This window comes from Bacteroidota bacterium (genome assembly GCA_016722375.1).
Taxonomy (GTDB): Bacteria; Bacteroidota; Bacteroidia; order Chitinophagales; family LD1; genus Bog-950.
The window spans coordinates 168,980-191,900 of sequence record JADKJG010000006.1; the positions used below are offsets into that span (position 1 = coordinate 168,980).

General features: G+C 43.6%; 14 protein-coding genes. 5 read left to right on the top strand and 9 right to left on the bottom strand.

The features are described from left to right. Positions 1 to 144 precede the first annotated feature (144 nt). Entirely contained in the window at positions 145 to 429 is a 285-nt protein-coding gene (locus tag IPP77_09935) for a hypothetical protein (GenBank protein MBL0309975.1), read from the bottom strand. A 444-nt stretch (positions 430 to 873) separates the two neighbouring features. Here IPP77_09935 and IPP77_09940 point away from each other — a divergent pair, with 444 nt between their 5' ends. From IPP77_09940 to IPP77_09955, 4 genes are read left to right on the top strand one after another with little or no spacing between them, the layout of a single operon-like run. Continuing rightward, on the top strand, positions 874 to 1,488 hold the full coding sequence (locus tag IPP77_09940; protein ID MBL0309976.1) for a TetR/AcrR family transcriptional regulator: 615 nt from the start codon (positions 874 to 876) through the stop codon (positions 1,486 to 1,488). Between the two features lie 19 nt (positions 1,489 to 1,507). Then, positions 1,508 to 2,959: a TolC family protein gene (locus IPP77_09945; protein MBL0309977.1), complete on the top strand. Its 1,452-nt coding sequence runs from the start codon at positions 1,508 to 1,510 to the stop codon at positions 2,957 to 2,959. A gap of 20 nt (positions 2,960 to 2,979) precedes the next feature. Beyond that, positions 2,980 to 4,134 carry an efflux RND transporter periplasmic adaptor subunit gene (locus tag IPP77_09950; protein MBL0309978.1) on the top strand — a complete coding sequence of 385 codons (1,155 nt, stop codon included), beginning with the start codon at positions 2,980 to 2,982 and terminating at the stop codon, positions 4,132 to 4,134. A 43-nt stretch (positions 4,135 to 4,177) separates the two neighbouring features. Beyond that, the gene (locus IPP77_09955) at positions 4,178 to 7,549 is read left to right on the top strand and encodes an efflux RND transporter permease subunit (GenBank protein ID MBL0309979.1); all 3,372 of its coding nucleotides are present in this window, start codon (positions 4,178 to 4,180) and stop codon (positions 7,547 to 7,549) included. A gap of 102 nt (positions 7,550 to 7,651) precedes the next feature. Here the strand turns inward: IPP77_09955 and IPP77_09960 are convergent, their stop codons facing one another. The 3 genes from IPP77_09960 to IPP77_09970 all read right to left on the bottom strand — a co-directional run bounded on the left by IPP77_09960 (position 7,652) and on the right by IPP77_09970 (position 11,209). Beyond that, the gene (locus IPP77_09960) at positions 7,652 to 9,094 is read right to left on the bottom strand and encodes an aldehyde dehydrogenase (protein MBL0309980.1); all 1,443 of its coding nucleotides are present in this window, start codon (positions 9,092 to 9,094) and stop codon (positions 7,652 to 7,654) included. 36 nt (positions 9,095 to 9,130) lie between these two features. Further along, the gene (locus IPP77_09965) at positions 9,131 to 9,928 is read right to left on the bottom strand and encodes an SDR family oxidoreductase (GenBank protein MBL0309981.1); all 798 of its coding nucleotides are present in this window, start codon (positions 9,926 to 9,928) and stop codon (positions 9,131 to 9,133) included. 276 nt (positions 9,929 to 10,204) lie between these two features. Next, a complete protein-coding gene (locus IPP77_09970; protein MBL0309982.1) occupies positions 10,205 to 11,209 on the bottom strand; it encodes a class I SAM-dependent methyltransferase in 1,005 nt (334 codons plus the stop codon). A gap of 407 nt (positions 11,210 to 11,616) precedes the next feature. On the opposite strand from IPP77_09970, the gene rpoC reads away from it, so the two are divergent. Continuing rightward, on the top strand, positions 11,617 to 15,954 hold the full coding sequence (gene rpoC / locus IPP77_09975; protein MBL0309983.1) for a DNA-directed RNA polymerase subunit beta': 4,338 nt from the start codon (positions 11,617 to 11,619) through the stop codon (positions 15,952 to 15,954). 221 nt (positions 15,955 to 16,175) lie between these two features. Here the strand turns inward: rpoC and IPP77_09980 are convergent, their stop codons facing one another. The 5 genes from IPP77_09980 to IPP77_10000 form a co-directional block, all read right to left on the bottom strand. Next, the gene (locus IPP77_09980) at positions 16,176 to 17,210 is read right to left on the bottom strand and encodes a hypothetical protein (GenBank protein ID MBL0309984.1); all 1,035 of its coding nucleotides are present in this window, start codon (positions 17,208 to 17,210) and stop codon (positions 16,176 to 16,178) included. Positions 17,211 to 18,088: 878 nt separating this feature from the next. Continuing rightward, complete coding sequence (locus IPP77_09985) at positions 18,089 to 19,921, bottom strand: TonB-dependent receptor (protein MBL0309985.1); 1,833 nt, start codon at positions 19,919 to 19,921, stop codon at positions 18,089 to 18,091. Beyond that, positions 19,869 to 20,528: a carboxypeptidase-like regulatory domain-containing protein gene (locus IPP77_09990; protein ID MBL0309986.1), complete on the bottom strand. Its 660-nt coding sequence runs from the start codon at positions 20,526 to 20,528 to the stop codon at positions 19,869 to 19,871. The genes IPP77_09985 and IPP77_09990 overlap by 53 nt, the downstream gene beginning before the upstream one ends. A 123-nt stretch (positions 20,529 to 20,651) precedes the next feature. Then, complete coding sequence (locus tag IPP77_09995; protein MBL0309987.1) at positions 20,652 to 21,758, bottom strand: imelysin family protein; 1,107 nt, start codon at positions 21,756 to 21,758, stop codon at positions 20,652 to 20,654. Continuing rightward, the gene (locus IPP77_10000; GenBank protein MBL0309988.1) at positions 21,736 to 22,785 is read right to left on the bottom strand and encodes a DUF4856 domain-containing protein; all 1,050 of its coding nucleotides are present in this window, start codon (positions 22,783 to 22,785) and stop codon (positions 21,736 to 21,738) included. Before IPP77_10000 ends, IPP77_09995 begins: the two co-directional genes overlap by 23 nt. Positions 22,786 to 22,921: the final 136 nt, after the last annotated feature.

The window sequence follows — 22,921 nt, forward strand, 5'->3', positions numbered from 1 at the left end:
TCAAAGGAAAACAGCAGGCTTTTGCATTAGCATTCCCCGCTTCTTTATTCGTCTTATTGATTCCGAAAAATCAGGATTATCAGTTTCGGGGAGGAGGATAGGTTTTCCGCAGACTTAATTATATATCACCACCGTTGGGAATAGCTATCCCAGACTTGGGACATAGGTTCCCACCGTTGGAAATAGCTGTCCCAGTCTTTGGATATAGTTTCCTATCGTTGGGAAAGGGGTTCCAAATCTTAGGATACGGTCTCCCACCGTTGGGAAAGGGCTTGCCAGCATTTTTATATAGGTTCCCACCGTTGGGAATAGCTGTCCCAGACTTGGGATATGGTCTCCTACCGTTGGGAAAGGGGTTCCGAATCTTAGGATACGGTCTCCCACCGTTGAGAAAGGGCTTGCCAGCATTTTCATATAGGTTCCCAACATTGGGAATAGCTATCCCAGACTTAGGATATGGTCTCCCAACGTTGGGAAGGACATCCTCAGACTTAGCAGGTGGTTTCCTTATATCATAAGGCGTTCTTCTAACCTTGGGAGATAGGTACTACCGGTCAGGAATGTTCCACTTTGCATTTTGGTTTTATATAATGCACCTTGGAAGATTGCCACGGCATTTTTTCTTTATATTTTTTCGAAAAAGCCTCGTAAAGGCAAACTGTTTGATTAAAACGCTACCCAAGCGGATCGGATAGAAGAGGCTGACCTTATTATTTAGCCCAATCTGAAGTGAAAAATAGCCTTAAAAATCCATCCAGCAGAAGTGGATTTCCTCTTTGGCATCATGAAACAAGCAATAAATAATCTTTATGGAAACTTTGGCAGCTACTTTTGTTTCCAGCACAATAAAAAATCTACATTTGCGCCCGCAAAATGCGTACCGAACAAAAAATAAAGTTGTTGCACACTGCTGCCGAGTTATTCAAGAAACACGGAGTCAAGGCCCTTTCGATGGATGATGTTGCCCGTGCTATGGGGATGAGCAAAAAAACTATTTATGCTCTGGTCTATGACAAGGCGGATCTCGTGAAACAGTCTTTGGAATTATATTTAGAAGCGGAGCGGGTGCAGATGGAAAGTATTCTGGGTTCTTCAGAGAACTCGATAGATGAATTGATCAAATTGGCTGACTATTTCTCTAATCAGGTACTTGATTTCACGAGTTCGGCCTTGGTGGATATACATAAGCACTATCCCGACGCTTGGGATATTTATTCAGACCATCGCTATAACTTTATGCTGAAAAGTATTTTGCGAAACATAGAGAACGGAGTGAAGCAGGGCGTTTATCGCGCCAACTTGAATTCGGAGATTATTTCTAAAATTTATATCGCCGGAGTAGATATTCTCGGCAACCAACGCTTGTTTCCAGCCAAGGAGTATGTGTTCTTGCATATTTATAAAGAATACATTAACTACCATTTGCGCGGAATCGTTTCTGAAAAAGGATTGAGACTTCTGGAGCAGCACAATATATTCAAGAATTGAACGTCTGAAAAAGAGCCAAATGAAAAAAGTTTTATTTCTATCAATGCTGTTGGCTGTATCGGCCCTCCAAGCTCAGGATAGTGGACCCCGAAGTTTTACATTAAAGGAAGCCGTTGATTATGCCATTGAGAATAACAATGCAGTAAAAAACGCGCGCATTGACGAGCAAAAATCGAAAGCGCGCAACTGGGAAATTCTTACTATGGGCTTGCCTCAGGTAACAGGAAATGTGGACTACACGTACTATTTCAAAACACCGATTGTTCCGGCTTTCAATCGATTTTTTTCAGATACAACCGGCGCTTCTGCTCGAGTGCTCAGTTATCAAGCCAAGCAGGACACGAATATCCGCAACATTCTTTATCAAAGCGCGCTAGACAGTAAAAATCAACAGATTTCGTTTGTATTGCCTAATACTCTATCGGCAGGTTTGCAATTAAGCCAATTGATTTTTGATGCGCGCTATCTCATCGGTGTAAAGGCCACCAAAGATTTAATGAAAACCAGCCGTTTGTCCCGCGAAATGAGTGAGCAGGAAATTCGTTATTCGGTTGCGAAGGCATACTATCAGGCGGAGGCAGCTCAGGAGTCAATGAGTTTGCTAGGGGAGAATCTGAAGGTGATAGAAAAACTATGGAGCGATACGAAAGCGGTGTTCGCACAAGGCTTAATTGAGGAAATGGATGTGGATCGTTTAGAATTGGCAAAGGCTAATCTGGAAAGCCAAATCAACATTCAAAACCAGATGGCAGAGGTGGGCTTGGCAAATTTGAAATTTCAAATGGGTATGCCGCTTGGTGAAGTCATTGTTTTGAAGGAGCGATTAAATGAACTGAAAGATCAGGCAGGCCTGCCGGTAGAAAATAAATTTGATCCCTCTGCACGAATTGAATATGATTTATTGCAGACGGCCATCAAATTGAATGGCTATGATGTGAAACAGAAGCAAAGCGGATACGCTCCTTATATGACTGGCTTTTTGAACTATGCTTGGACCGCTCAGACTGAAACCTTTGGCGATATATTTAAGCGCGATAGTCAAAGTTACCCGGATGGCTCCACCAAGAAAGTCAGCCCTTGGTATTCGCAGGGACTGTTCGGTGTCAGCCTAAAGGTGCCCATCTTTGATTCGGGTATGAAGCACGCACAAATCAAACAGGCGAAGTTGGAGCAACAGAAGACTAAAAACGATCTGGATAATTTCAAGAATGCTTCCTTACTGCAATATTCAGCGGCGCAGTCCACCTTCAATGCCGCCCTCTCAGATGAAGTGAACAGCAAAAGGACCTTAGACCTGAGCAAGAAAATCTATGGTAAAAACCAGATCAAATTCACCGAGGGGGTAGGTTCCAGTTTTGAATTGTCGCAGGCACAACAGGAGTTCACCACTAATCAGTTGAAATACATTCAAAGCATCATGAACCTCTTGAATGCCAAAGCTGATTTAGACAAATCCTTAGGAATTAAATAATTCACCAAAATCAAATACGAATGACCATGCAAAAGCGCAACATTCTTTTTTTTCTCGTACCGGTTCTTCTTTTTACCGCTTGCAGAAATACCGAAGAGAAGGACCTTGCTTCTAAGAAAAAGCAGTTGGCAGAATATAAGTCTAATTTGAAAGAATTGACGGCTAATATCGAAACACTGGAAAAGCAGATTTCTAAAATGGATACAGCGTTCCTGATCGAGAAAAAGTCGAAGCGCGTTACGGTAGAAGAACTGAAAAAGCAGGATTTTAAGCACTATATCGAAGTGCAAGGTGTTGTGGATGCTGAGGAGAATATCACCGCGCTGAATCAGCAACCCGGTATTGTTTCTGCTATCTATGTTAAAGTAGGCGACCGGGTTAGTAAGGGACAGTTGCTTGGTATTACACAAACTACCGCGGCAATAGAAGATCAGTTGAAGTCAGCTCAGGCGCAAACGTCGCTCGCTGTCACTGCGTTTGAAAAGCAGAAGAACCTTTGGGAACAAAAGATAGGGAGCGAGATTCAATTCCTTCAAGCAAAAACACAAAAGGAAGCTGCTGAAAGAGGAGTGGACGGACTGAAGAAACAACTGGAAATGACCAAGATTATCGCTCCTATTAATGGAACAGTTGATGCGGTGAACTTGCGCGTGGGCGACATGGCGGCTCCTAGCCAGTTGATGCCGGGCATCCGCATCATTAATAATGAAAGCCTGAAGGTGAAAGCTAAACTAGCCGACAGTGACTTTGGTAAAATTCGTCAGGGCGACAAAGTAGAAATCGAATTTCCTGACATTAACAAAACGGTAGAGGCCAGTGTTCATTATGTTTCTAAAACTATTGACCCTCGTTCCCGAACTTTCGGCGTGGAAATAAAGCTTCCAAACGATCAAAACGAATATGCCGCCAACATGATTGCCAAATTAAAAATCAATGATGTAGTGATGAAAGATGTATTGATTATTCCTTCCAATGTCATTCAGCGTTCTTCAGAAGGCGAATATATTTTGGCTGCCCAAACGGAAAACGGTATTAAAAGAGCATACAAGAAATCAGTAGTTCCCGGCTTGAGTTATAACGGAAGAACTGTGGTGACCAAAGGAATGGAAGAGGGAAATCAAATTATCACTTTTGGTTACAGTGAAGTGGTGGATGGACAGAAAATTGACTATTAAGAGAAAGGTGGAACTGTTTCCCTTTTTCACGAAAAGATAAATCATGAATACCGAACGTTTAAAAGAACTCAAATTCACCAGTTGGTGTATTGACAATGCTACCAGCATTTATGTATTCACCCTGATTATTGTCTTTTCCGGATTCTCTATATATCAAAGTCTGCCTAAGGAATTGTTCCCCGATGTGGTGGTGCCAACTATTTCGATCGTGACGATATATCCCGGTGCTACGCCGGAGGATATTGAAACACTCATCACGAAGCCGATTGAAAAGCAGGTTAAAGGATTGAACGGCGTGAAGAAGGTGACGAGCAATTCTCTTTCCGATGTTTCGATTATGACGGTCGAGTTTGGTACGAGTCTTGATCCGGTTGTATGTAAACAACGGGTAACCGATGCGGTGGCGAAAGGGAAAAAAGACTTGCCGAACGACTTGAAGAATGATCCGCAGATTCAGGAGTTTGACATCAATGAGTTGCCGATTATGAACATTAATCTCGCCGGCGATTTTCCACTCGATCAGATTAAGAAGTATGCTAAAGACTTGAAAGACCGCATTGAAAGCATGAAGGAAATTACCCGCGTGGATATTGTGGGTGGAGTGGATCGTGAAATACAGGTGAACGTGGACATGTATAAAATGACTGCGGCCGGGATTACCTTTATGGATATTGAGAATGCCATTCAGCGCGAAAACCTGAACATATCGGGTGGTGAGGTGCGCGTAGATGACCTGCGACGCAACTTGCGCGTAACCGGTCAGTTCAAGCAGCCCAAGGAACTGGAGAATATTGTCATTCGTTCATTTACCGGCACTACGGTTTTTCTAAAGGACATTGCTTCTGTAGAAGACTGGTATGCCGAGAAGCAAGACTTTGCGCAGCTCGACCACAAACCGGTGGTCACTTTGAATGTGGTGAAGCGCAGTGGTGAAAACTTGATCAATGCCACCGATCAGATTTATACGATTCTCGACGATTATCAGGCGAACAAATTTCCACAGGGTCTTCATGTCAAAGTGACCGGCGATACTTCAGAAAATACCCGCGACCAATTGCACGAGTTGTTGAACACTGTGATTCTCGGTTTTATTTTTGTGGTATTCATTCTCATGTTTTTCATGGGCTTCAGCAATGCCTTCTTTGTGGGTCTTTCTGTTCCGCTCGCCACGCTCGCGGCTTTCCTCTTCATGCCTAGTTTGGGGATGACGATGAATGTAATGGTACTCTTCTCTTTACTATTGGCTCTTGGAATTGTCGTGGATGATGCTATTGTGGTAATTGAAAATACTCACCGGATTTATAACCGTTACGACCTCTCTATTCAAAAGTCGGCGAAGTATGCCGCCGGTGAAGTATTCATTCCGGTTTTGGCGGGAACACTCACTACCCTTGCCCCATTCTTCCCGCTGCTTTTCTGGCCCGGCATTGTCGGTAAGTTCATGAGGAATCTGCCTGTCACACTCATTATCACCCTAGGCGCATCTCTCTTCGTAGCTTTCGTTATGAATCCGGTATTTGCCGTTTCGTTTATGTCTAAGGACGACCACGACAGTAAGCCCAAGTTGAAAGATTATACTAAGGGCTTCGTATTCTTTGGTGTGATAGCCATCATTGCTTATATCACCAAACATTTCGGGGTCGGCAATTTTGCTTTGTTATTCCTCCTCCTTATTTTGTTTTACCATTTTGTATTGCGTCACGCCATCACCGCATGGCAAACTAAGTTGTGGCCGAAGGTTATGAGAGCTTACCGTAAAATGCTTCGTGTTTTCATCAAGGGCTATCGTCCGCTTTGGGTTCCGCTGGGCGCTTTTGCTTTGTTGATTCTAAGTTGGATGGTGTATCTCTCCACCAAACCGCAGATTGAATTTTTCCCTAGCGGCAACCCCAACTTTGTTTACGTCTATTGCAAACTTCCGATGGGTACCGATGCGAATGTTACCGATTCTGTCACCCGCTTGATTGAACAGCGTGTTTACAAGGTAATCGGTGAAGACAATCCAGATGTCACTTCGGTTATCTCTAATGTAGGACTTGGAGCCGGCGATCCTCAAAATCCAGATAAAGTAGCGACTCCGAACAAGAGCAAGGTAACTGTTGCCTTTAAGAAATATGCCCAACGCCAAAAGCCCAATACATCTGTTTGGCTTAATAAAATTCGTGAAGAGTTCAAGAGCGGTGTATCCGGTGCCGAGATCTCTGTAGAAAAGGAAAGTCATGGCCCGCCGGTGGGGAAACCTATAAACATCGAAATCATCGGCGATGATTTTGCCGAGTTGCAAAAGCTTTCTAATAAGCTCAAAGGTGAAATTGATAAAGAAGGAATTGAAGGTATTGCTGAATTGAAAAGTGATCTGCAAATCAGTAAACCTGAAATCATTATTGATCTTGATAAAGAAAAGATGCAGCGCGAAGGCATCTCGCTGGGCCAGGTAGGGGGTGAACTGCGCACCGCCCTCTTCGGTAAAGAGGCTTCTAAGTTTCGCGACAAGAGCGAAGACGCTCCTATCCAGCTTCGCCTCCGTGCCGAAGACCGCCGCCACTTAGAACAACTCCTGAATATCAATATATCCTACATGGATATGAGCATCGGCCAATTCCGCCAAGTGCCGCTCTCTTCCATTGCCACCACGCGATATGACAACTCTATCAGCGTCATCAATCGTAAAAATCAGCACCGCCTCGTCACGCTTTCTTCCGATGTCACCGACGACCACAGCGCCAACGAAATCATTCCCCAGATTGAACTTATCATCGCCAACATGGATGTCCCCGAGGGTTATGACATCAAAATGACGGGCGAACAAGAACAACAAAAAGAAACTTCTGACTTTCTCGGCACTGCCTTCCTTGGTGCTCTTGGCCTTATGTTCCTTATACTCGTTATCCAATTCAATTCTGTCATCAAGCCGCTCATCATTTTTACCACCGTTCTCTTTTCTCTTATCGGTATTGCCGTGGGCTTTTCCATCACGCACATGAAGCTTTCCATCGTTATGTCCGGTGTCGGCTTGTTCGCGCTAGCAGGTATCGTGATACGAAATGGAATCCTTCTCATTGAATTTATTGACGAAATGCGTGAGCGCGGATCGGATGTAGAAGAAGCAGTAGTCGAAGGCGGTGCCACCCGTATGACCCCGGTCATTCTCACCGCTGCCGCTGCTATCCTAGGTTTAATACCGCTTGCTGTAGGGCTGAACATGGACTTTGAAAAGCTATTTTCCGAGTTCAATCCACACTTTTATATCGGTGGCGACAATGTTATGTTTTGGGGGCCGTTGGCTTGGACCATGATTTTCGGTTTAGTTACGGCCACGTTCCTCACGCTACTTGTTGTACCGGCCATCTACATGTTGGGTCACAAAGTGCGTACACGTCTTAAAAAACACATGCCTTGGATTAAACTGCTCTAAGCAATAAATATTTGGGCGGCAACCTAGATTTTACCGAGACATCAAGGTAGAATATGAGGTTTAGAATCATCACTCACTGTGGTGAGTTTGAACCTCTTATCTTCAACCTGTCTTTATGCAGACATTCTTTAACTCAGTAAAAAAACGCATCGCTTCCCAACCGCCTCGACCTACTCCAGAGGCTTTCATGCCGCCGAATGGAGTACGCAAATCGCGCAACAGCCAGCAATTTATCCAGACAATTCCGGATTCAATTTTTTCCGCTACTCTATGAGCGCATTTCAAATCGTTGGTCCAGATGGAAGCAGCTAATCCATATTTAACTGAGTTAGCCATCATCAAAGCTTCTTCTTCGGTTTCAAATAGAGTTAAAGTAACTACCGGTCCGAAAATTTCTTCCTGTTGTGTCCGGCATTTATAATCCAAACCTTCTATGATCGTTGGTTCAATAAAGAAACCGTTAGCACATCTGCCAGTAAGATTTAATTCATTTCCTCCACAAAGAATTTTTCCACCCTCTTCCTGAGCTAATTGAATGTAAGAAAGAATTTTTTGCTTGTGTTGATGCGAGACAATAGCACCGAGTTGGTTAGAGTCATCGTTCGGATCACCAGTTTTCATAGCCTTTACACGAGCTATAAAGGCATCCTTGAATTTTTGATAAATAGATTTTTGGATAAACACCCGTGAGCCACACAAGCAAATTTCACCTTGGTTTGCAAACGAAGCAGTAACGGTTTGTTTCACCGTTTCTTCAAAATCGCAATCGGCGAAAACAATGGTTGGGTTCTTGCCACCTAATTCTAAGGATAGTTTTTTAAACATAGGCGCAGCCGTTGCTGCAATTTTCTTTCCGGTTTCCGTTCCACCTGTGAAGGAAATGGCTTTTATATCTGTATGTTCGACAATGGCCTGTCCGGCTTTACTACCTAAACCGTGAATGATATTTAAAACTCCTTTGGGTAATCCGGCTTCTACGCAAACCTGTGAAAGCAGATAGGCAGTATAAGGTGTTATCTCGCTTGGTTTGGCTACCACGCAATTACCGGTTGCAATTGCCGGAGCAATTTTCCAACTGAACAAATAAATAGGAAGATTCCAAGGAGAGATACAACCCACCACCCCAATAGGCTGGCGAAGAGTGTAATTAATCCCCGCTCCGGGCATCTGATGACTTTCGGAAGCAAAATGTTGAATGGCGGATGCGTAAAAACGAAAATTGGAGATAGCGCGGGGAATATCTACGGCTCTTGCGAGCTTTAATGTTTTGCCGTTGTCTTTAGACTCGGCGTTTACAAATTCTTCCAGTCTCTTTTCAATCCCGTCGGCTACGCGCATCAAGATCAGCATCCTTTCTTCCAAACTAGTTTTGCTCCATGCTTTGAAAGCATTTTTTGCGGCATCAACAGCCAGTTGCACATCTCGCTCATCAGAATCGGGTATCTGTGAATAAACTTCTCCGCTGGCGGGTTCAAGGTTGTCAAAATATATTTTGGATACCGGCTCAATTAATTCACCGTTGATATAGTTTTTTAGTTGTTCCATTTAATGTATAGTTTGATCTTGGTCAGACAAAGTATTCTATAGACTACTCGTTCTCCCACCATCCACCGGCAGATTGATTCCATTAATATATGCTGCTGCTGGAGAACAAAGAAAAGCGATGACGCTTCCCACTTCATCTGGCTTTCCAAATCTTTTTAAAGGAATGGTTTTCAGCATTTCTTCTTTTATCATATCTGTACTTATACCGGTAGTTTCACTTTTTGCCTGAATGAGGCGTTCATGTCTTTCGGTTTCAGTAGCGCCCGGCAATACATTATTGACGGTGATACCATATTCGCCTAACTCATTTGCCATAGTCTTTGCCCAGTTGGCCACAGCACCTCGAATGGTATTGCTCACTCCAAGATTTGAAAGTGGTTGTTTCACGGAGGTAGATATGACATTGACGATTCGACCGTATCCTTCTTTCTTCATGCCTTCTATAAATAATTGTGTCAGGACATGATTGCAAATCAGGTGCGATTCAAATGCCTTGATAAATTCATCCGCCTGCGCATCCTGAATCTTGCCGGACGAAGGTCCACCAGTGTTGTTCACCAAGATATGATAGGTTTTATTTGTTTTTTTGATGTGACGGGTCACCACACTTTTTACTTTCTCAGGATACTGGTAGTCCGCAGCCACATAATCATGACGTTGATTACCATCCCCAATAAAACTCAAATCAATCAGGCATTGCATTAAAGCAGGCTCGTCCCGACCTACCAATGTCACATTTGCGCCCAGTTTCGCCAGTTCAAATGCTGCCGCTCTGCCAATTCCTTTGCTACTGCCACCGACAAAAGCATTTTTACCCTTTAACTCAAGATTCATGATGTTATGTTAGCGTGTAAAACTAAAATCAATATGCAATTCGATGGAATTAACTCAAGTCGTGCTAGTTGAGAGAGCGATTTGGTTACTCCACACAAAGAAAGTAAATCAGTTCCAGAAAAACCATGGAAAGTAGTTGCCAAACCCATTTGATTTTTCTTGGAAAATAACCAATATCCAACATTTCCGATGTCAGGTACGTTAATACCTACGATATTGAAATGGACAGGGAAAGGAAAAATTAAAATAATACTATTTGCGATGCAACTGGAAAGGTTATTGCTTCTTAAATCGGAATAAGATATCTGACCCTCTAAAACTGATTTCTTCGGCGTTGCTTTTCTTCAATTTTGAATAAACCGGGCGGATTATATCTTTAATCAATGAAATTGTTGAACTCTTTATTAGGCTCAACTTTTCCCCTTTCTCCAGAGGCGTAATTTTTTCATCTATTCTAGGATAATCGGGAACGTACACTGGCTCTAATCCCAAATCAGAGCCCATTTTTAAAATACTGGTAGTCGTGAAGCAATTAATGTGTTCTAACGGAGCTATTACATTTAATGAATTTGCCGATCCTTTCAGCGCGTCCCAATCTAAAATAGTTAACAGCTTTTGAATGTTACTTCCGTCAGGAACACAGATTCTGATATATCCGTCACTATTTAAAGAACGTATTAGTTTTTGAAGAATGGTGCGCGGATTAGGAACATGTTCAAAAACCTGGTCAGTATTAATAAAATCAAATTTTCTATCACCTATATTGTTGAAATCCAAATTGGAAATCCCATTTGATTCTGCATAAGCAATTCTTTTAGGAGAAAGTTCGCATCCATAAACATTGCATCCAAAGGCTTTCGCAATTTGCAGCCAGTTTCCCCAACCCATGCCAAAATCTAATACAGTTATCTTTTTCGGTTTCTTATTTATCAACCGCAGATATCGGTATATTTTTTTCATGTGTACTACATAATAATCTAACGGATAATTCATTTCAAAAATCTCAAATGTCTGATCGGGGTCCAGCCATACTTCATACAGCTCATTCATTAATGCATCATTCGGGATTTCAACTTGAAAAACGCAGGTACAGGAGTTGCATTTTGCTAGAGCATAGTCAGCATCCTTAACTTTTGAATAATCGTAATTGCCTTGCTTAGAATAAAAATTTTGCAGATATTTTTTTAAGACATCAGACGAATAGGGCTTTCTGTACACTTCTGTACAATCAGTGCTTTCACACACAGGACATTGGTTGCGGGATTCGAAAAGTGGGCTCATCTTTTTTTTTAAGAGAACCGCCCTGTTTTTATTATACAAAGCGGCTATATCCTGCAATTATACAAAAGTTACAGATTGTATGTTTTTAGGTTATAGTGGCTTCATGGCGTTCTCAAGAAAATCAAGGTTTTAAGAGGCAAATAGGGTTCTGAGTCGAATTTGACATAGAATGGATTTGTTAGGGGAAAGGCACCCTAACGCAGGATCCGACATTTTTTCTTAAAATAGCTTGCAAAAGTCGTCTGAGCCTTTATCTTTGCGCCTCCATTTTTGAGATGGTAGCCAACTTTTCTTCCGTAAGTATGCAAGCCGGCAGGCGCGAACACGGAATCCAGGCGTTAATTATCTCGAAAATCAACACCGGACTCGTTGAGTAAAATTTATTTATTCTAAATCTAAATTGCTACATGGCTATCAGAAGAGATCAAAAGCAGCGCGCTGATTTTAACAAAATCACCATCACCTTGGCTTCGCCCGATTCTATTCTCGGACGTTCAAATGGTGAAATCAAAAAACCCGAAACGATTAACTACCGTACGTACAAACCCGAAATGGAAGGTTTGTTCTGCGAGCGTGTTTTCGGACCTACCAAAGATTATGAGTGTTATTGCGGTAAGTACAAAAGAATCCGTTACAAAGGCATCGTTTGCGACCGCTACGATGTAGAAGTTACAGAAAAGAAAGTTCGCCGCGAACGTATGGGTCACATTAAATTGACTGTGCCTATCGTTCACATCTGGTATTTCAAATCCCTGCCAAACAAAATTGGTTACTTATTAGGGATGTCTTCCAAAAAGTTGGAAAGCGTTGTTTATTATGAAAAGTATGTGGTCGTTCAACCGGGTAAAGCTGCCAACGGTGTTACCCTGATGACCGAGAAAGGTGAGGAGAAAAGAAACGTTGGCTATCTAGACCTGCTGTCTGAAGAAGAATATATGTCGGCCTTCGATAATGAGGAGTTGAAAAACAACCACATGTTGGAGGATACTGACCCAAATAAGTTTATCGCCAAGATGGGTGCTGATGCTGTGAAAGAATTGCTTTCCCGCATCAACCTGAACGAATTATCTTATGAACTTCGCCATGCAGCGGCCAATGAAACCTCTCGTCAGCGCAAGGCAGAAGCTTTGAAGCGTTTGAGCGTGGTAGAAATGTTCCGCGAAGCAGAAGAGCGTGGCGAAAATAAACCAGAGTGGATGGTGGTTCAGTATCTGCCGGTTATTCCACCTGAGTTGCGTCCTTTAGTTCCTTTGGACGGGGGGCGTTTTGCGTCTTCCGATTTGAATGATTTATATAGAAGAGTGATTATCAGAAACAACCGTCTTAAAAGACTGTTGGAAATCAAGGCACCTGAAGTAATTCTGCGCAATGAAAAGCGCATGTTACAAGAGGCCGTGGATTCTCTTTTCGATAACTCACGTAAGTCTAACGCGGTTAAAGCGGAAGGTGGTCGTGCGTTGAAATCACTTTCTGATGTATTAAAAGGAAAACAAGGACGTTTCCGTCAGAATTTGTTAGGAAAGCGGGTGGACTATTCTGGTCGTTCGGTCATTGTCGTTGGACCCGAATTAAAACTACATGAGTGTGGTCTTCCGAAGGATATGGCTGCGGAGTTATTCAAGCCGTTTATTATCCGCAAATTGATTGAAAGAGGTATTGTCAAGACGGTTAAGAGCGCTAAGAAATTGGTGGACAAAAAAGAACCGGTTATTTGGGATATTCTCGAAAACATATTGAAAGGACACCCGGTATTATTAAACCGTGCCCCAACACTACACCGTCTTTCTATTCAGGCTTTCTTGCCTAAACTTATCGAAGGAAAGGCGATTCAGTTGCACCCGCTGGTTTGTACCGCGTTCAATGCCGATTTCGACGGTGACCAAATGGCCGTGCACGTGCCCCTGAGCAATGCCGCTATTTTGGAAGCCCAGTTGTTGATGCTCGGTTCACACAACATCCTGAATCCGCAAAACGGAACTCCTATCACACTTCCTTCACAAGACATGGTCTTGGGTCTTTATTATATGACCAAAGAAAAGCGCAGCACCAAAACTGAAAAAGTTATCGGTGAAGGACTAGCGTTTTATAGTCAGGAAGAAGCAACTATTGCCTATAACGAAGGAAAGGTAGAACTACATGCTCCGGTCAGATGCCGTGTTCGTGTAAAAAATGCAATGGGCAAAATGGAAGTGAAGTTGATGGAGACCACTATGGGCCGAATCATCTTTAACAAAGTTGTTCCGGAACAAGTCAGTTACGTAAACAAAATGCTTGGTAAAAAGGCTTTGAAGGATGTTATCGGTAATATTCTTGCCGAAACCAGTATCCCTACCACAGCTAAATTTCTGGATGATATTAAGAAGCTCGGCTTCTTCTATTCTTTCCGCGGTGGATTAAGTTTCAACCTGATTGACGTGGTAGTTCCTTCCAACAAAGAGAAGTTGGTGGATACCGCACAAAAGAAGGTGGACGAGGTTTATGACAGCTACCAGATGGGATTCATTACCGACAAAGAGCGATTCAACCAGGTTATTGATATCTGGACACACACCGATAGCCAGTTGACCATCCAGTTGATGAAGCAGATTGCCGAAGACAAGCAAGGATTCAACTCTATCTTCATGATGTTGGATTCAGGTGCGCGGGGATCTAAACAGCAGATCAAGCAGCTTTCAGGAATGAGAGGTTTGATGGCTAAGCCGCGTAAATCGGGTTCTACCGGTAGCGAGGTTATCGAGAACCCAATATTGGCGAACTTTAAAGAAGGATTGTCGGTATTGGAGTACTTCATCTCTACACACGGTGCGCGTAAAGGTCTTTCAGATACGGCCTTGAAAACAGCAGATGCCGGATACCTCACTCGTCGTTTGGTGGATGTGGCACAAGATGTTGTTATCAATGTGGATGACTGTGGAACTTTGCGTGGAATCACGATAACGGCTCTGAAAGACAACGAAGATATTGTTGAACCATTATTTGATCGTATCCTCGGACGCACTTCCTTGTTGGATGTTCTTCATCCTGAGACCGACGAACTGTTGGTATCTGCCGGTGAGGAAATCAAGGAAGCAACTGCCCGTAAGGTAGAAGAATCAGGTGTTGAAGCGGTGGAAATTCGCTCGGTACTGACCTGCGAAAGCAAGAAAGGTGTTTGTGTGAAATGCTATGGCAGAAACTTGGCTACGAACCGCACAGCCGAAGAAGGAGATGCAGTAGGAATTATTGCTGCTCAATCTATCGGTGAGCCGGGAACGCAGTTGACTCTTCGTACTTTCCACGTGGGAGGTATCGCGAGCATGAGCGCAACTGAAAATGAAATGAAAGCGAAATTTGATGGGGTGGTTCAGTTTGATGGTGTAAGAACGACTCACGGTGTAGATGAGCAAGGCGAAAAAATAAATATCGTCATTGGTCGTACCGGCGAAATGAGAATTGTGAAGGAAGATAACCCGGACAAAACGCTTATCTCCAACCACATTCCTTACGGTTCACAAATTTTTGTGAAAGACGGTAAACTGATTAAGAAGGGGGATGTGATTTGTAGATGGGATCCATACAACAACGTCATCATCGCCGAAGTGAACGGTAAGGTGAAGTTTGAACAGATTATCGAGAACGTTACTTATCGCGATGAAATGGATGAACAAACCGGTCACCGCGAAAAGGTAATTATCGAATCTAAGGACAAAACAAAAATTCCTTCTCTTATCGTCGAGCATGGAAAGGATGGCAAAGTCTATAACTTGCCTTTAGCAGCTCACATTGTGGTAGCTAACGGCGAACAAGTGAAACAAGGTCAGATTCTTTCCAAGATTCCGAGAGTGATGGGCAAGGTGAAGGATATCACCGGAGGTCTTCCACGCGTTACCGAATTATTCGAAGCACGTAACCCGAGCAATCCGGCCACCGTAGCAGAAATTGACGGTGTTGTTCGTTTTGGAGGTGTGAAAAGAGGTAACCGCGAAATCATCGTGGAGAGCCGCGAAGGAGAAATCAAGAAATACCTCGTGCCTCTTTCCAAACACATCCTCGTTCAGGAGCAGGATTTCGTTCGTGCAGGAACTCCGCTTTCAGATGGAGCCACTACGCCGAGCGATATTCTAAACATCAAAGGACCATTTGCTGTTCAGGAATATCTTGTCAATGAAATTCAAGAAGTATATCGCTTACAGGGTATCAAAATCAACGATAAACACATCGAGGTGATCGTTCGCCAGATGATGAGCAAGATGATTATTGACGATCCGGGCGACACTCGTTTCCTCGAAGGCACTTCAGTAGAAAAGTTTGAACTCCTGCGCGTCAATGATGAAATGTTCGACAAGAAAGTCATCACCGAATCTCATGGATCAGAAAGCATGCGCCCTGGACAGATTGTCACCCTGCGTGGCATCCGCGAAGAAAATTCCGTACTGCGCCGTGCCGACAAGAAACTAGTTGAATGGCGCGATGCTATCCCGGCTACTGCTTCATCACAGTTGCAAGGAATCACCCGCGCATCACTTTCTACCTACTCATGGATTTCGGCAGCTTCCTTCCAGGAAACCACCAAGGTACTCAGCACCGCTTCTATCCGCGCCAAGAGAGATTACCTCGAAGGTCTGAAAGAAAACGTCATCGTTGGTCACCGCATTCCGGCAGGAACCGGTCTGCGCCGCTTCAAAAAGTTGATAGTAGCCAACAAAGAAGAACTGGAGCAGTTGGAAAACAAAACCACCGAAACCGGTGTGCAGCTAATCGGATAATCAGTCTCTTAGAATAATTTACAAAGCCCCGACCGGTTCCGCGTCGGGGCTTTTTTATTTTACAAATTTGGGCGGCACCCCCATCCCGATTTCTCTAAAAATAATTTGGGCGGCAGCCGGGCTTTCGGCTATATCTTTTTCGACTCGCTTATTTTTTATCGGATGAAAAAGGATGCCGCCTCTATCCCTGCCGCAACGTAGAGACGCAAAATATTGCGTCTCTACGCCTCCACCACCACATGATAACCGCCTCCGGGGGCATCTGCGTTATAAAGATTCAGCCGCTCGCGCAGACCGGTGGCAAAACCGATGGTGCCCGCCTTCACCGTGACCGGTGTACCGACAGACACTATCTGTTCAAAACCATTCACGCCGCCCGCAGGGTCATTGCTGAAATAAATCCGTAAAGACGAACCGGTAACGGTCACTGTAATATCCGTATCTGCCTTAATGTCCGTCGCACTCAAATTCACAATCATGCCGCCCGCCACCGTGCCCTCCAGCACCTGTGCATTTTTCTTGTTCGACTCGTTCAACACATAGTCATTATACTTCGCCTCGTTCACATTCAGCCATGCACTTTTGCCATACTCCGCCAGCTTCACCACCGCCGTATATAACTCATTGCCCTTCTTGATCCGGTCATCCACCGCGATGTCGCGATTCTTCACCGCGTCAATCTGCACATCAATTAAATCATCCAGCGAATCATTTTTCAAATTCAAATCATCCACAATAGCCCCCGTCAAACCATCGCCTGCCAAATCGGCCATCGCCAAGTTGCTGCGCCGACTCACCGCCCGCGCCGTGCGCACCAAATCATTCACATCCTGCTGACTCAAACTGTCCGTCCGCAAGGCGCGATATTGCCCGCTGTCCTCGCCATACTTCACCGCAAACCGCGCAGCAATAGGCCGAATCGCCGCCCGCACCAACTCCGCCGCCGCGTTCCGATTGTTGGTCGCCACCACCAAGTCGCCCATCAACTCCTCGTCCGTCGCCGTGGCATCAAACGTATCGCGCAAACCCTCAATCACCGCCAACTTCCCCGCATCCACCCCATAGGTAGCCAGTTCGGCCAGGTCGCGATTGGCGCTTCCCAACACATTATCCGAAGTCTGAATCAGCTTCGCATCGCTCATTTTGTACTTCCTTTTGACTTCTTTCATGGTCTTGTCTTTTTTGTTTTGATGATGATAAGCCACAAAAATAAGCATTATTATCATAAAAACAATACGGGCTGTAATTTTTAACATTAACGCTATAATTATATGCCTGACGGCTAACTATTATTAGTACTACGTTAATCTATTTAGGCAGTTATTTGTTAAAATAAATCAGTCTTTATTTATTATTAAGTAATAGGAAGTTTATTATTAATTACAGGAGATAATTATTAACTAATCAGCTAACTATTTTTTAGATAAAAAATGATAGCTGATTAGTTGATAGACTTAGCCTGTTCAAATTTGATATCAGGAGACTTTTATCGGTGTTTAATAGTGATGCCAGGTGGGGGTGGGGTGTTTGCGATGCAGTCGCCTTGAAAAAAGGTGGTCGAAGACTACAAAAGTCTTAAAGACTTTTGTAGTTTAAATCACGGCTAAAGCCAATACAAATCTTCCAAACCCTCTGCCATGAATGGCGGAGTTATTAACAGCGTGCTTTAGTGTGGTGAGAATCTGGCTCTTGTTAAATGGCTTTAGCCATAATGGTCGAAGACTACAAAAGTCTTAAAGACTTTTGTAGTTTAAATCACGGCTAAAGCAATCATCTTCAAACCTCCGCCTGAATGGCGGGTTATTAACACAGCGCTTCAGCGTGGTGAGAATCTGGCTCTTGTTAAATGGCTTTAGCCATAATGGTCGAAGACTACAAAAGTCTTAAAGACTTTTGTAGTTTAAATACTCTGATTGATTTTAATGGAATTGAAATCGTAATGACAATCTTTTCAAACGAGCGCTGAGCTGCGCGAGGGATTGCAGTGGAAATCCTTTTCTTCTATTTAAAATATGCGAGTAGAAAAGATTGGAACGTAAAGCCCGGCCGACGCCGAGGAACGAGGCGGGGGACGCGCCAAAATAGTTGGTAGTTGGCTGATGGCAGCTATCTGCTAACCGCTATCTGCAAACTCTTAGAAGGTGTTGAACTTTTTTTCTTTCACTTGCTCGTTGAGTTTGATGCCGAGGGTGACATAGAAGGTGAGCGGTTCGCTGGGAATGATTCCGGGACCGGGATAGCTGACGGCGCGGCGGGTGAAATAGATGTTGTTGGTGAAGTTGTTGATGCCGGCCTGCAACTGTAGGCAGCGGATGGAATATTTCGCGCTCCAGTCCATGACGTAGTAGGCGGGAATCAATCCATTGATGGCAGTAGGCGTGAATAGCGCGTTGGTGGCATCGGTGAATTGCTGGCTGGTGAAGGCGCCGTTGATGGTGGTGGAGAATTTTTTGTACCGGTAGGTGATGCCGCTGCGGAAGGTAATCTGTGGCGCGAATTCTAAATAGTTTCCTTCTACGTTGTGGTAGTTTGATTTGGTGTAGGTGCCGTTGGTGTAGCCGAGTGAGGTGAACAAGACGAGGTTGCCGGCGTGTTTTGAAATGCCGGAAGCCTGAAAGAAGTCGGCCTCTAAATAAATTTCTGCGCCGAGGCTTCTGGACCGGCCTACGTTGGTGGTGTACCGGTAGATGTTGTAGGCGCTGTCTATTATTTGGATTTGACCAATCCGGTTGTTGTATTGCAACCAAAAGCCGCTGACATCAAAATTGAACCAGTCTATGGTGCCCCGGTAACCGAGGTCGAGATTGAAGCCGGTTTCATCTTTCAGGCCGGGGTCAACGATTTGACTGGTGCGCACGACACGCATATCGGTGAAGGTGATGCCTCGGTAGTTTTGGGAAAAGTTGGCGTAGAGTTCTGTTTTTTTCCAGACGCTGTAACTACATCCCAAACCGAGCAGCACGAAACTTCTGCTGAGGGAGCGTTCTTCTTGGAATGTAGTGCTGTCAATAATTTCGTTGTAGGATTGATGATAATATCCGCTGGCTTTGGTGCTGATATGCTCGAAGCGAATGCCGGGAATGATTTTCAATTTGTTGGAAATATTAAAAACGTTTTCGGAGAATAGAGCCACGTTCATTCCCGGAAAAGTGTAGTCGGAGTTTTTCAGCGAGCCGCTGATGAAGTTAAAATCAGCTCCTTGTTCGTTATTGGCAAGACCTTGTGATTTGTCTGTATGACCTGCATAAAATCGTCCGCCGACTAAGAGGGAGGAAAGAAATTTGCCTATATAATATTTCCAGACGTAGCGAGCTTCTAGCCCTACGTTTTTATATTGGTCCTTAATGAGGTCGCGGTTTTTGGTAATGTCATCCATACGATTTGTTGGACCTAAGTAGCCTACCGCACTTCGACTTCCGATAAAGCCCCAAGTGCGAATGTTTATCTGGTGATAGGCATTGTGTTTGTAGTTTAAGTTCAGCGCCAGAATATTCCAGTTGGTAGTGAACCAGTTGCGTTTGCGCAAGGATTGTTTTGCGTCGTTCTCAAATTGTGCATCGGTTAAGCCACCGGATTGTTGGGTAGTGTATCTGGATAAAGTGTATTCCATGCTGAGCGACAGCCGCTCTGAACATTGATAACCAATACTTGCAAAAGCATCATGCAATTTGTATTGGCTGTTTGGCCGCCAGCTTTCTCCTTGTTTGTAATTATAGAAACCGTAGTAGTTGAAACATTTTGCTGTACCGCCAATGCTATTAAAAGTGCTGACGAGTTTATAGGCCCCGGCAGTAGTGTAGGAAGTCCATTCCACTTTTTTATCGCGAGGTGCATGCTCCAATACATAATTCAACATGCCGCCAAACTGTGGCCCGTATTGAAGGGAAGCGGCTCCGCGCACGACTTCGATTTTATCAAGAGCTTCGGCAGGAGGTACGTAATAGCTCTCCGGGATAGCCCAGGGCATCGGCACTCATGTCGTAGCCGTTTTGTCGGGTGTTGAAGTTAGAGGTTCTGTTGGGGTCAAGCCCGCGCGCCGCTACGCCTAGTTGCAAACCGGCAGCATCGCTCTCCCAAATATTGATGCCCGGCACTTTAGAAAATATTTGACGAGAAGAATTGGTGGCGAGAGATACGTTCATATCTTTCATCACAATGACTTCGTTTTTCTTTCCGTCATAAATCGCGGTTCCTTCAACGGGCTTTAATCGAGTTACTCCAAAAGTGGTTGGATTGCTTTCAATGATAACACTGGAAAGCTCTTGAATGAAAGGCTTGAGAAAAATGACGGGCAGTTCAATATCGGCTTCTTTGATGGACACGAGAACGGTCTTCTTTTCAAAAAATATATTCTTGAAAGAGAGTTTGTATTCGCCGGAAGTAATATTTAGAAAGATGAATTGGCCGAGAGAATCGGTGGTGGTTCTGTTTCCTGACTTTTCTAAGGTAACTGTTACCCCTGAAATATTATCACCGGTGGTTTCGTTTTTTACTACCCCGTGAATCGTGAAAGATGCCGCATAAAGCGACCAAGAGTAAATGAACAGTAAACAAAAACAGAAAAAATATTTCACTCTAATTTATTGGCTTCCACACCCGGTTTTTTGGGGGGGGGAATAATCATCGCTTTACTCAGCCACATTGGCGGCCTCGCCTGTTACGCCGACATAGGCTTCGACATAAATCTCCTAGTTGGTTTAGTCGCCATCAGTATCACTGTAATTGATGATAACGCCTAATTGGGATGACATATCTACCTTTAATAGAACCGTCAGTTTTTTTAATTCCAGAAACAAAGATTCCATTTCGGGTTTATTCGTTGTTATAGCCGTCGAAAAATCTACCGGTACATTCTGCGCCTTTTGAATGGTCACATCAAACTGATTGGTAATAACAGAATCAAGAGGCTGACCATTGTAATCAGCATTTAGATAAGCCAGATAGTCATCGAAACTGATGCCGGTACCTCCTGTATAGAGCGTTTTGCACTCCTTTAGGTTTTCAATAAGCAATTCTTTAGAGTAAGCACTGTAGTATGCTTCTACCGACATGGGGTTTAATGTGCCGGTACTAATAGAGCCTAAATATCCTAACGAATTTCCAACCCTTTCTCTACGACATCTTTCAATTTCAAAACTCAGATCATTCACCAACATTCCGGAGGAGCTGCCAATATCTGTTCCAGAGGCGCCGATAAATTGGTCAACATAGCTAGTCCAGGCAGAGGAGGCATTGGACGAGACGGTTTCTATTTCATTGACTATATCACTTAGATATTGCTTCCGTCCACTGGCATTTATATCGCTGGTAAACCGAGTTAGGATTTCATTGCTGCTTCCACTGTAAAGCATAAAATCTATTGCCGGGAAGCCTTTAGCGCGGATATTATTTGCCGTATTCAAATCATAAGAACCGGAAGATACATTTGATTTGATCTGAGCCGTGTCGGTAGTAAAAACATTCAAGTTTCGCAAACCTTCGGAAGGGGGCAAACTATATGCCTCCACTTTCATATAGGAAGTGTAGGCTAAAAGAAAAGCAGATTTTAATGAATCAAGAGTAACAGAAGAAGGATTGCTGATAAAAGCATCTTTCTTTTGTTTCAATTCTCCCGAAGAGATACTGAATTGCTGATGCGCAGGGATAATAATATGACTGCTTAAGTTCGTAAGCATCTCCACTCGGTTAAACTTGTCGCCGTTAACCTTTTGATTACAGCCGTTTAGTAGCAGTAATGTAACTGCGGCAACGCTTATGTATTTCAGTATCTGCATGGTGTGATTATAATTGATCCTTAACTGCATCAAACCCATAAATAGTACTGAAGATGTCTTTGGCAGCCTGTAAATCAGGAGTGCTTATCGTATAGAAGTTATTTCCAAAATAATTAAGCAGGGTTTGAATTTGAGTATCAGTAGCTTTCTTCTCTGGATTATATTTAAGCGTCTTTACCAAAAAATAGCCTTCAGAAAGATTATGATTGCGAATCGCATTATCAGAGATATTTGTCAAGGCGCTGTTGATATAATGAACCGCCGTTCCTGCTACTCCAAGTTCTATATTTTCGCGGATAATTGCAATTTGTTTGGTCACTGTTTCGTCGTCGCCATTATCAATAGCGGCGCGTCCTTTCAGAAAAGCATTCATTACGGCTGTTGCATTTCCCAAAAGTAGATTTCGATCGTTTGCATATTTGCCTAAATGGAGAAGCCCCATAGTATTGGTGGGGTAATCAGTCGGTACACCAAAGTATCCGAAAGCCTCATCCCAATGATGTTGTCTGTCGGCAAGGGCAACCTGAGGGCCTACTTGATCCTCACTTAAATAGACGGCTGTAATCTGATAATAAACTAAAGCTCCTTGCAAGTGTTTTTCTACAGCCTCTTTAAAATCTACTCCGCCGGCGGTAAGCATATATTTTGAAGTTCCGCTCGTCACTACTCCCGCTGTACCGTTAGACCCCGTGGCACCTGTCAAACTGGTGGCAACAGCGCTGTCAATCCAAGTTTCTATCGTGGTCTGGTCAACGGCAAATGTTTTATCCTTCAATTGTTTTCCAGAGGTATTTAATGTATCGTTGGCAAAGGGGCTTCCCGTATTGCTGTACATATTTTTCAGTTTTGTCGCATCCAGAGGAACACCCGTGCTTGCCTTTTTTACTTCGGCAACCATTTCACTAATCATTTTTAGACGGTAGGTCTGTCCGCTATAATCAGCATTTGTGAAATTGTAGGTGGTAGGAATCGGGTAATTAATAACCTTTTCTTTTTGACAAGATTGAATAGTAATCGCAATTATCAGAGCGATTATTGGCAATAGTGATTTTCTCATGTTTATGGTTTTTTGATGTTTAGATTTATTCTAAACAGGCGCAAATCTATTAGCATAATCTGATTATCCAAATTTCATAAGTGGTTATTTATGGATGCCGTCTTAAACGGTTATGCCGGTATTAGTTTTACACTAA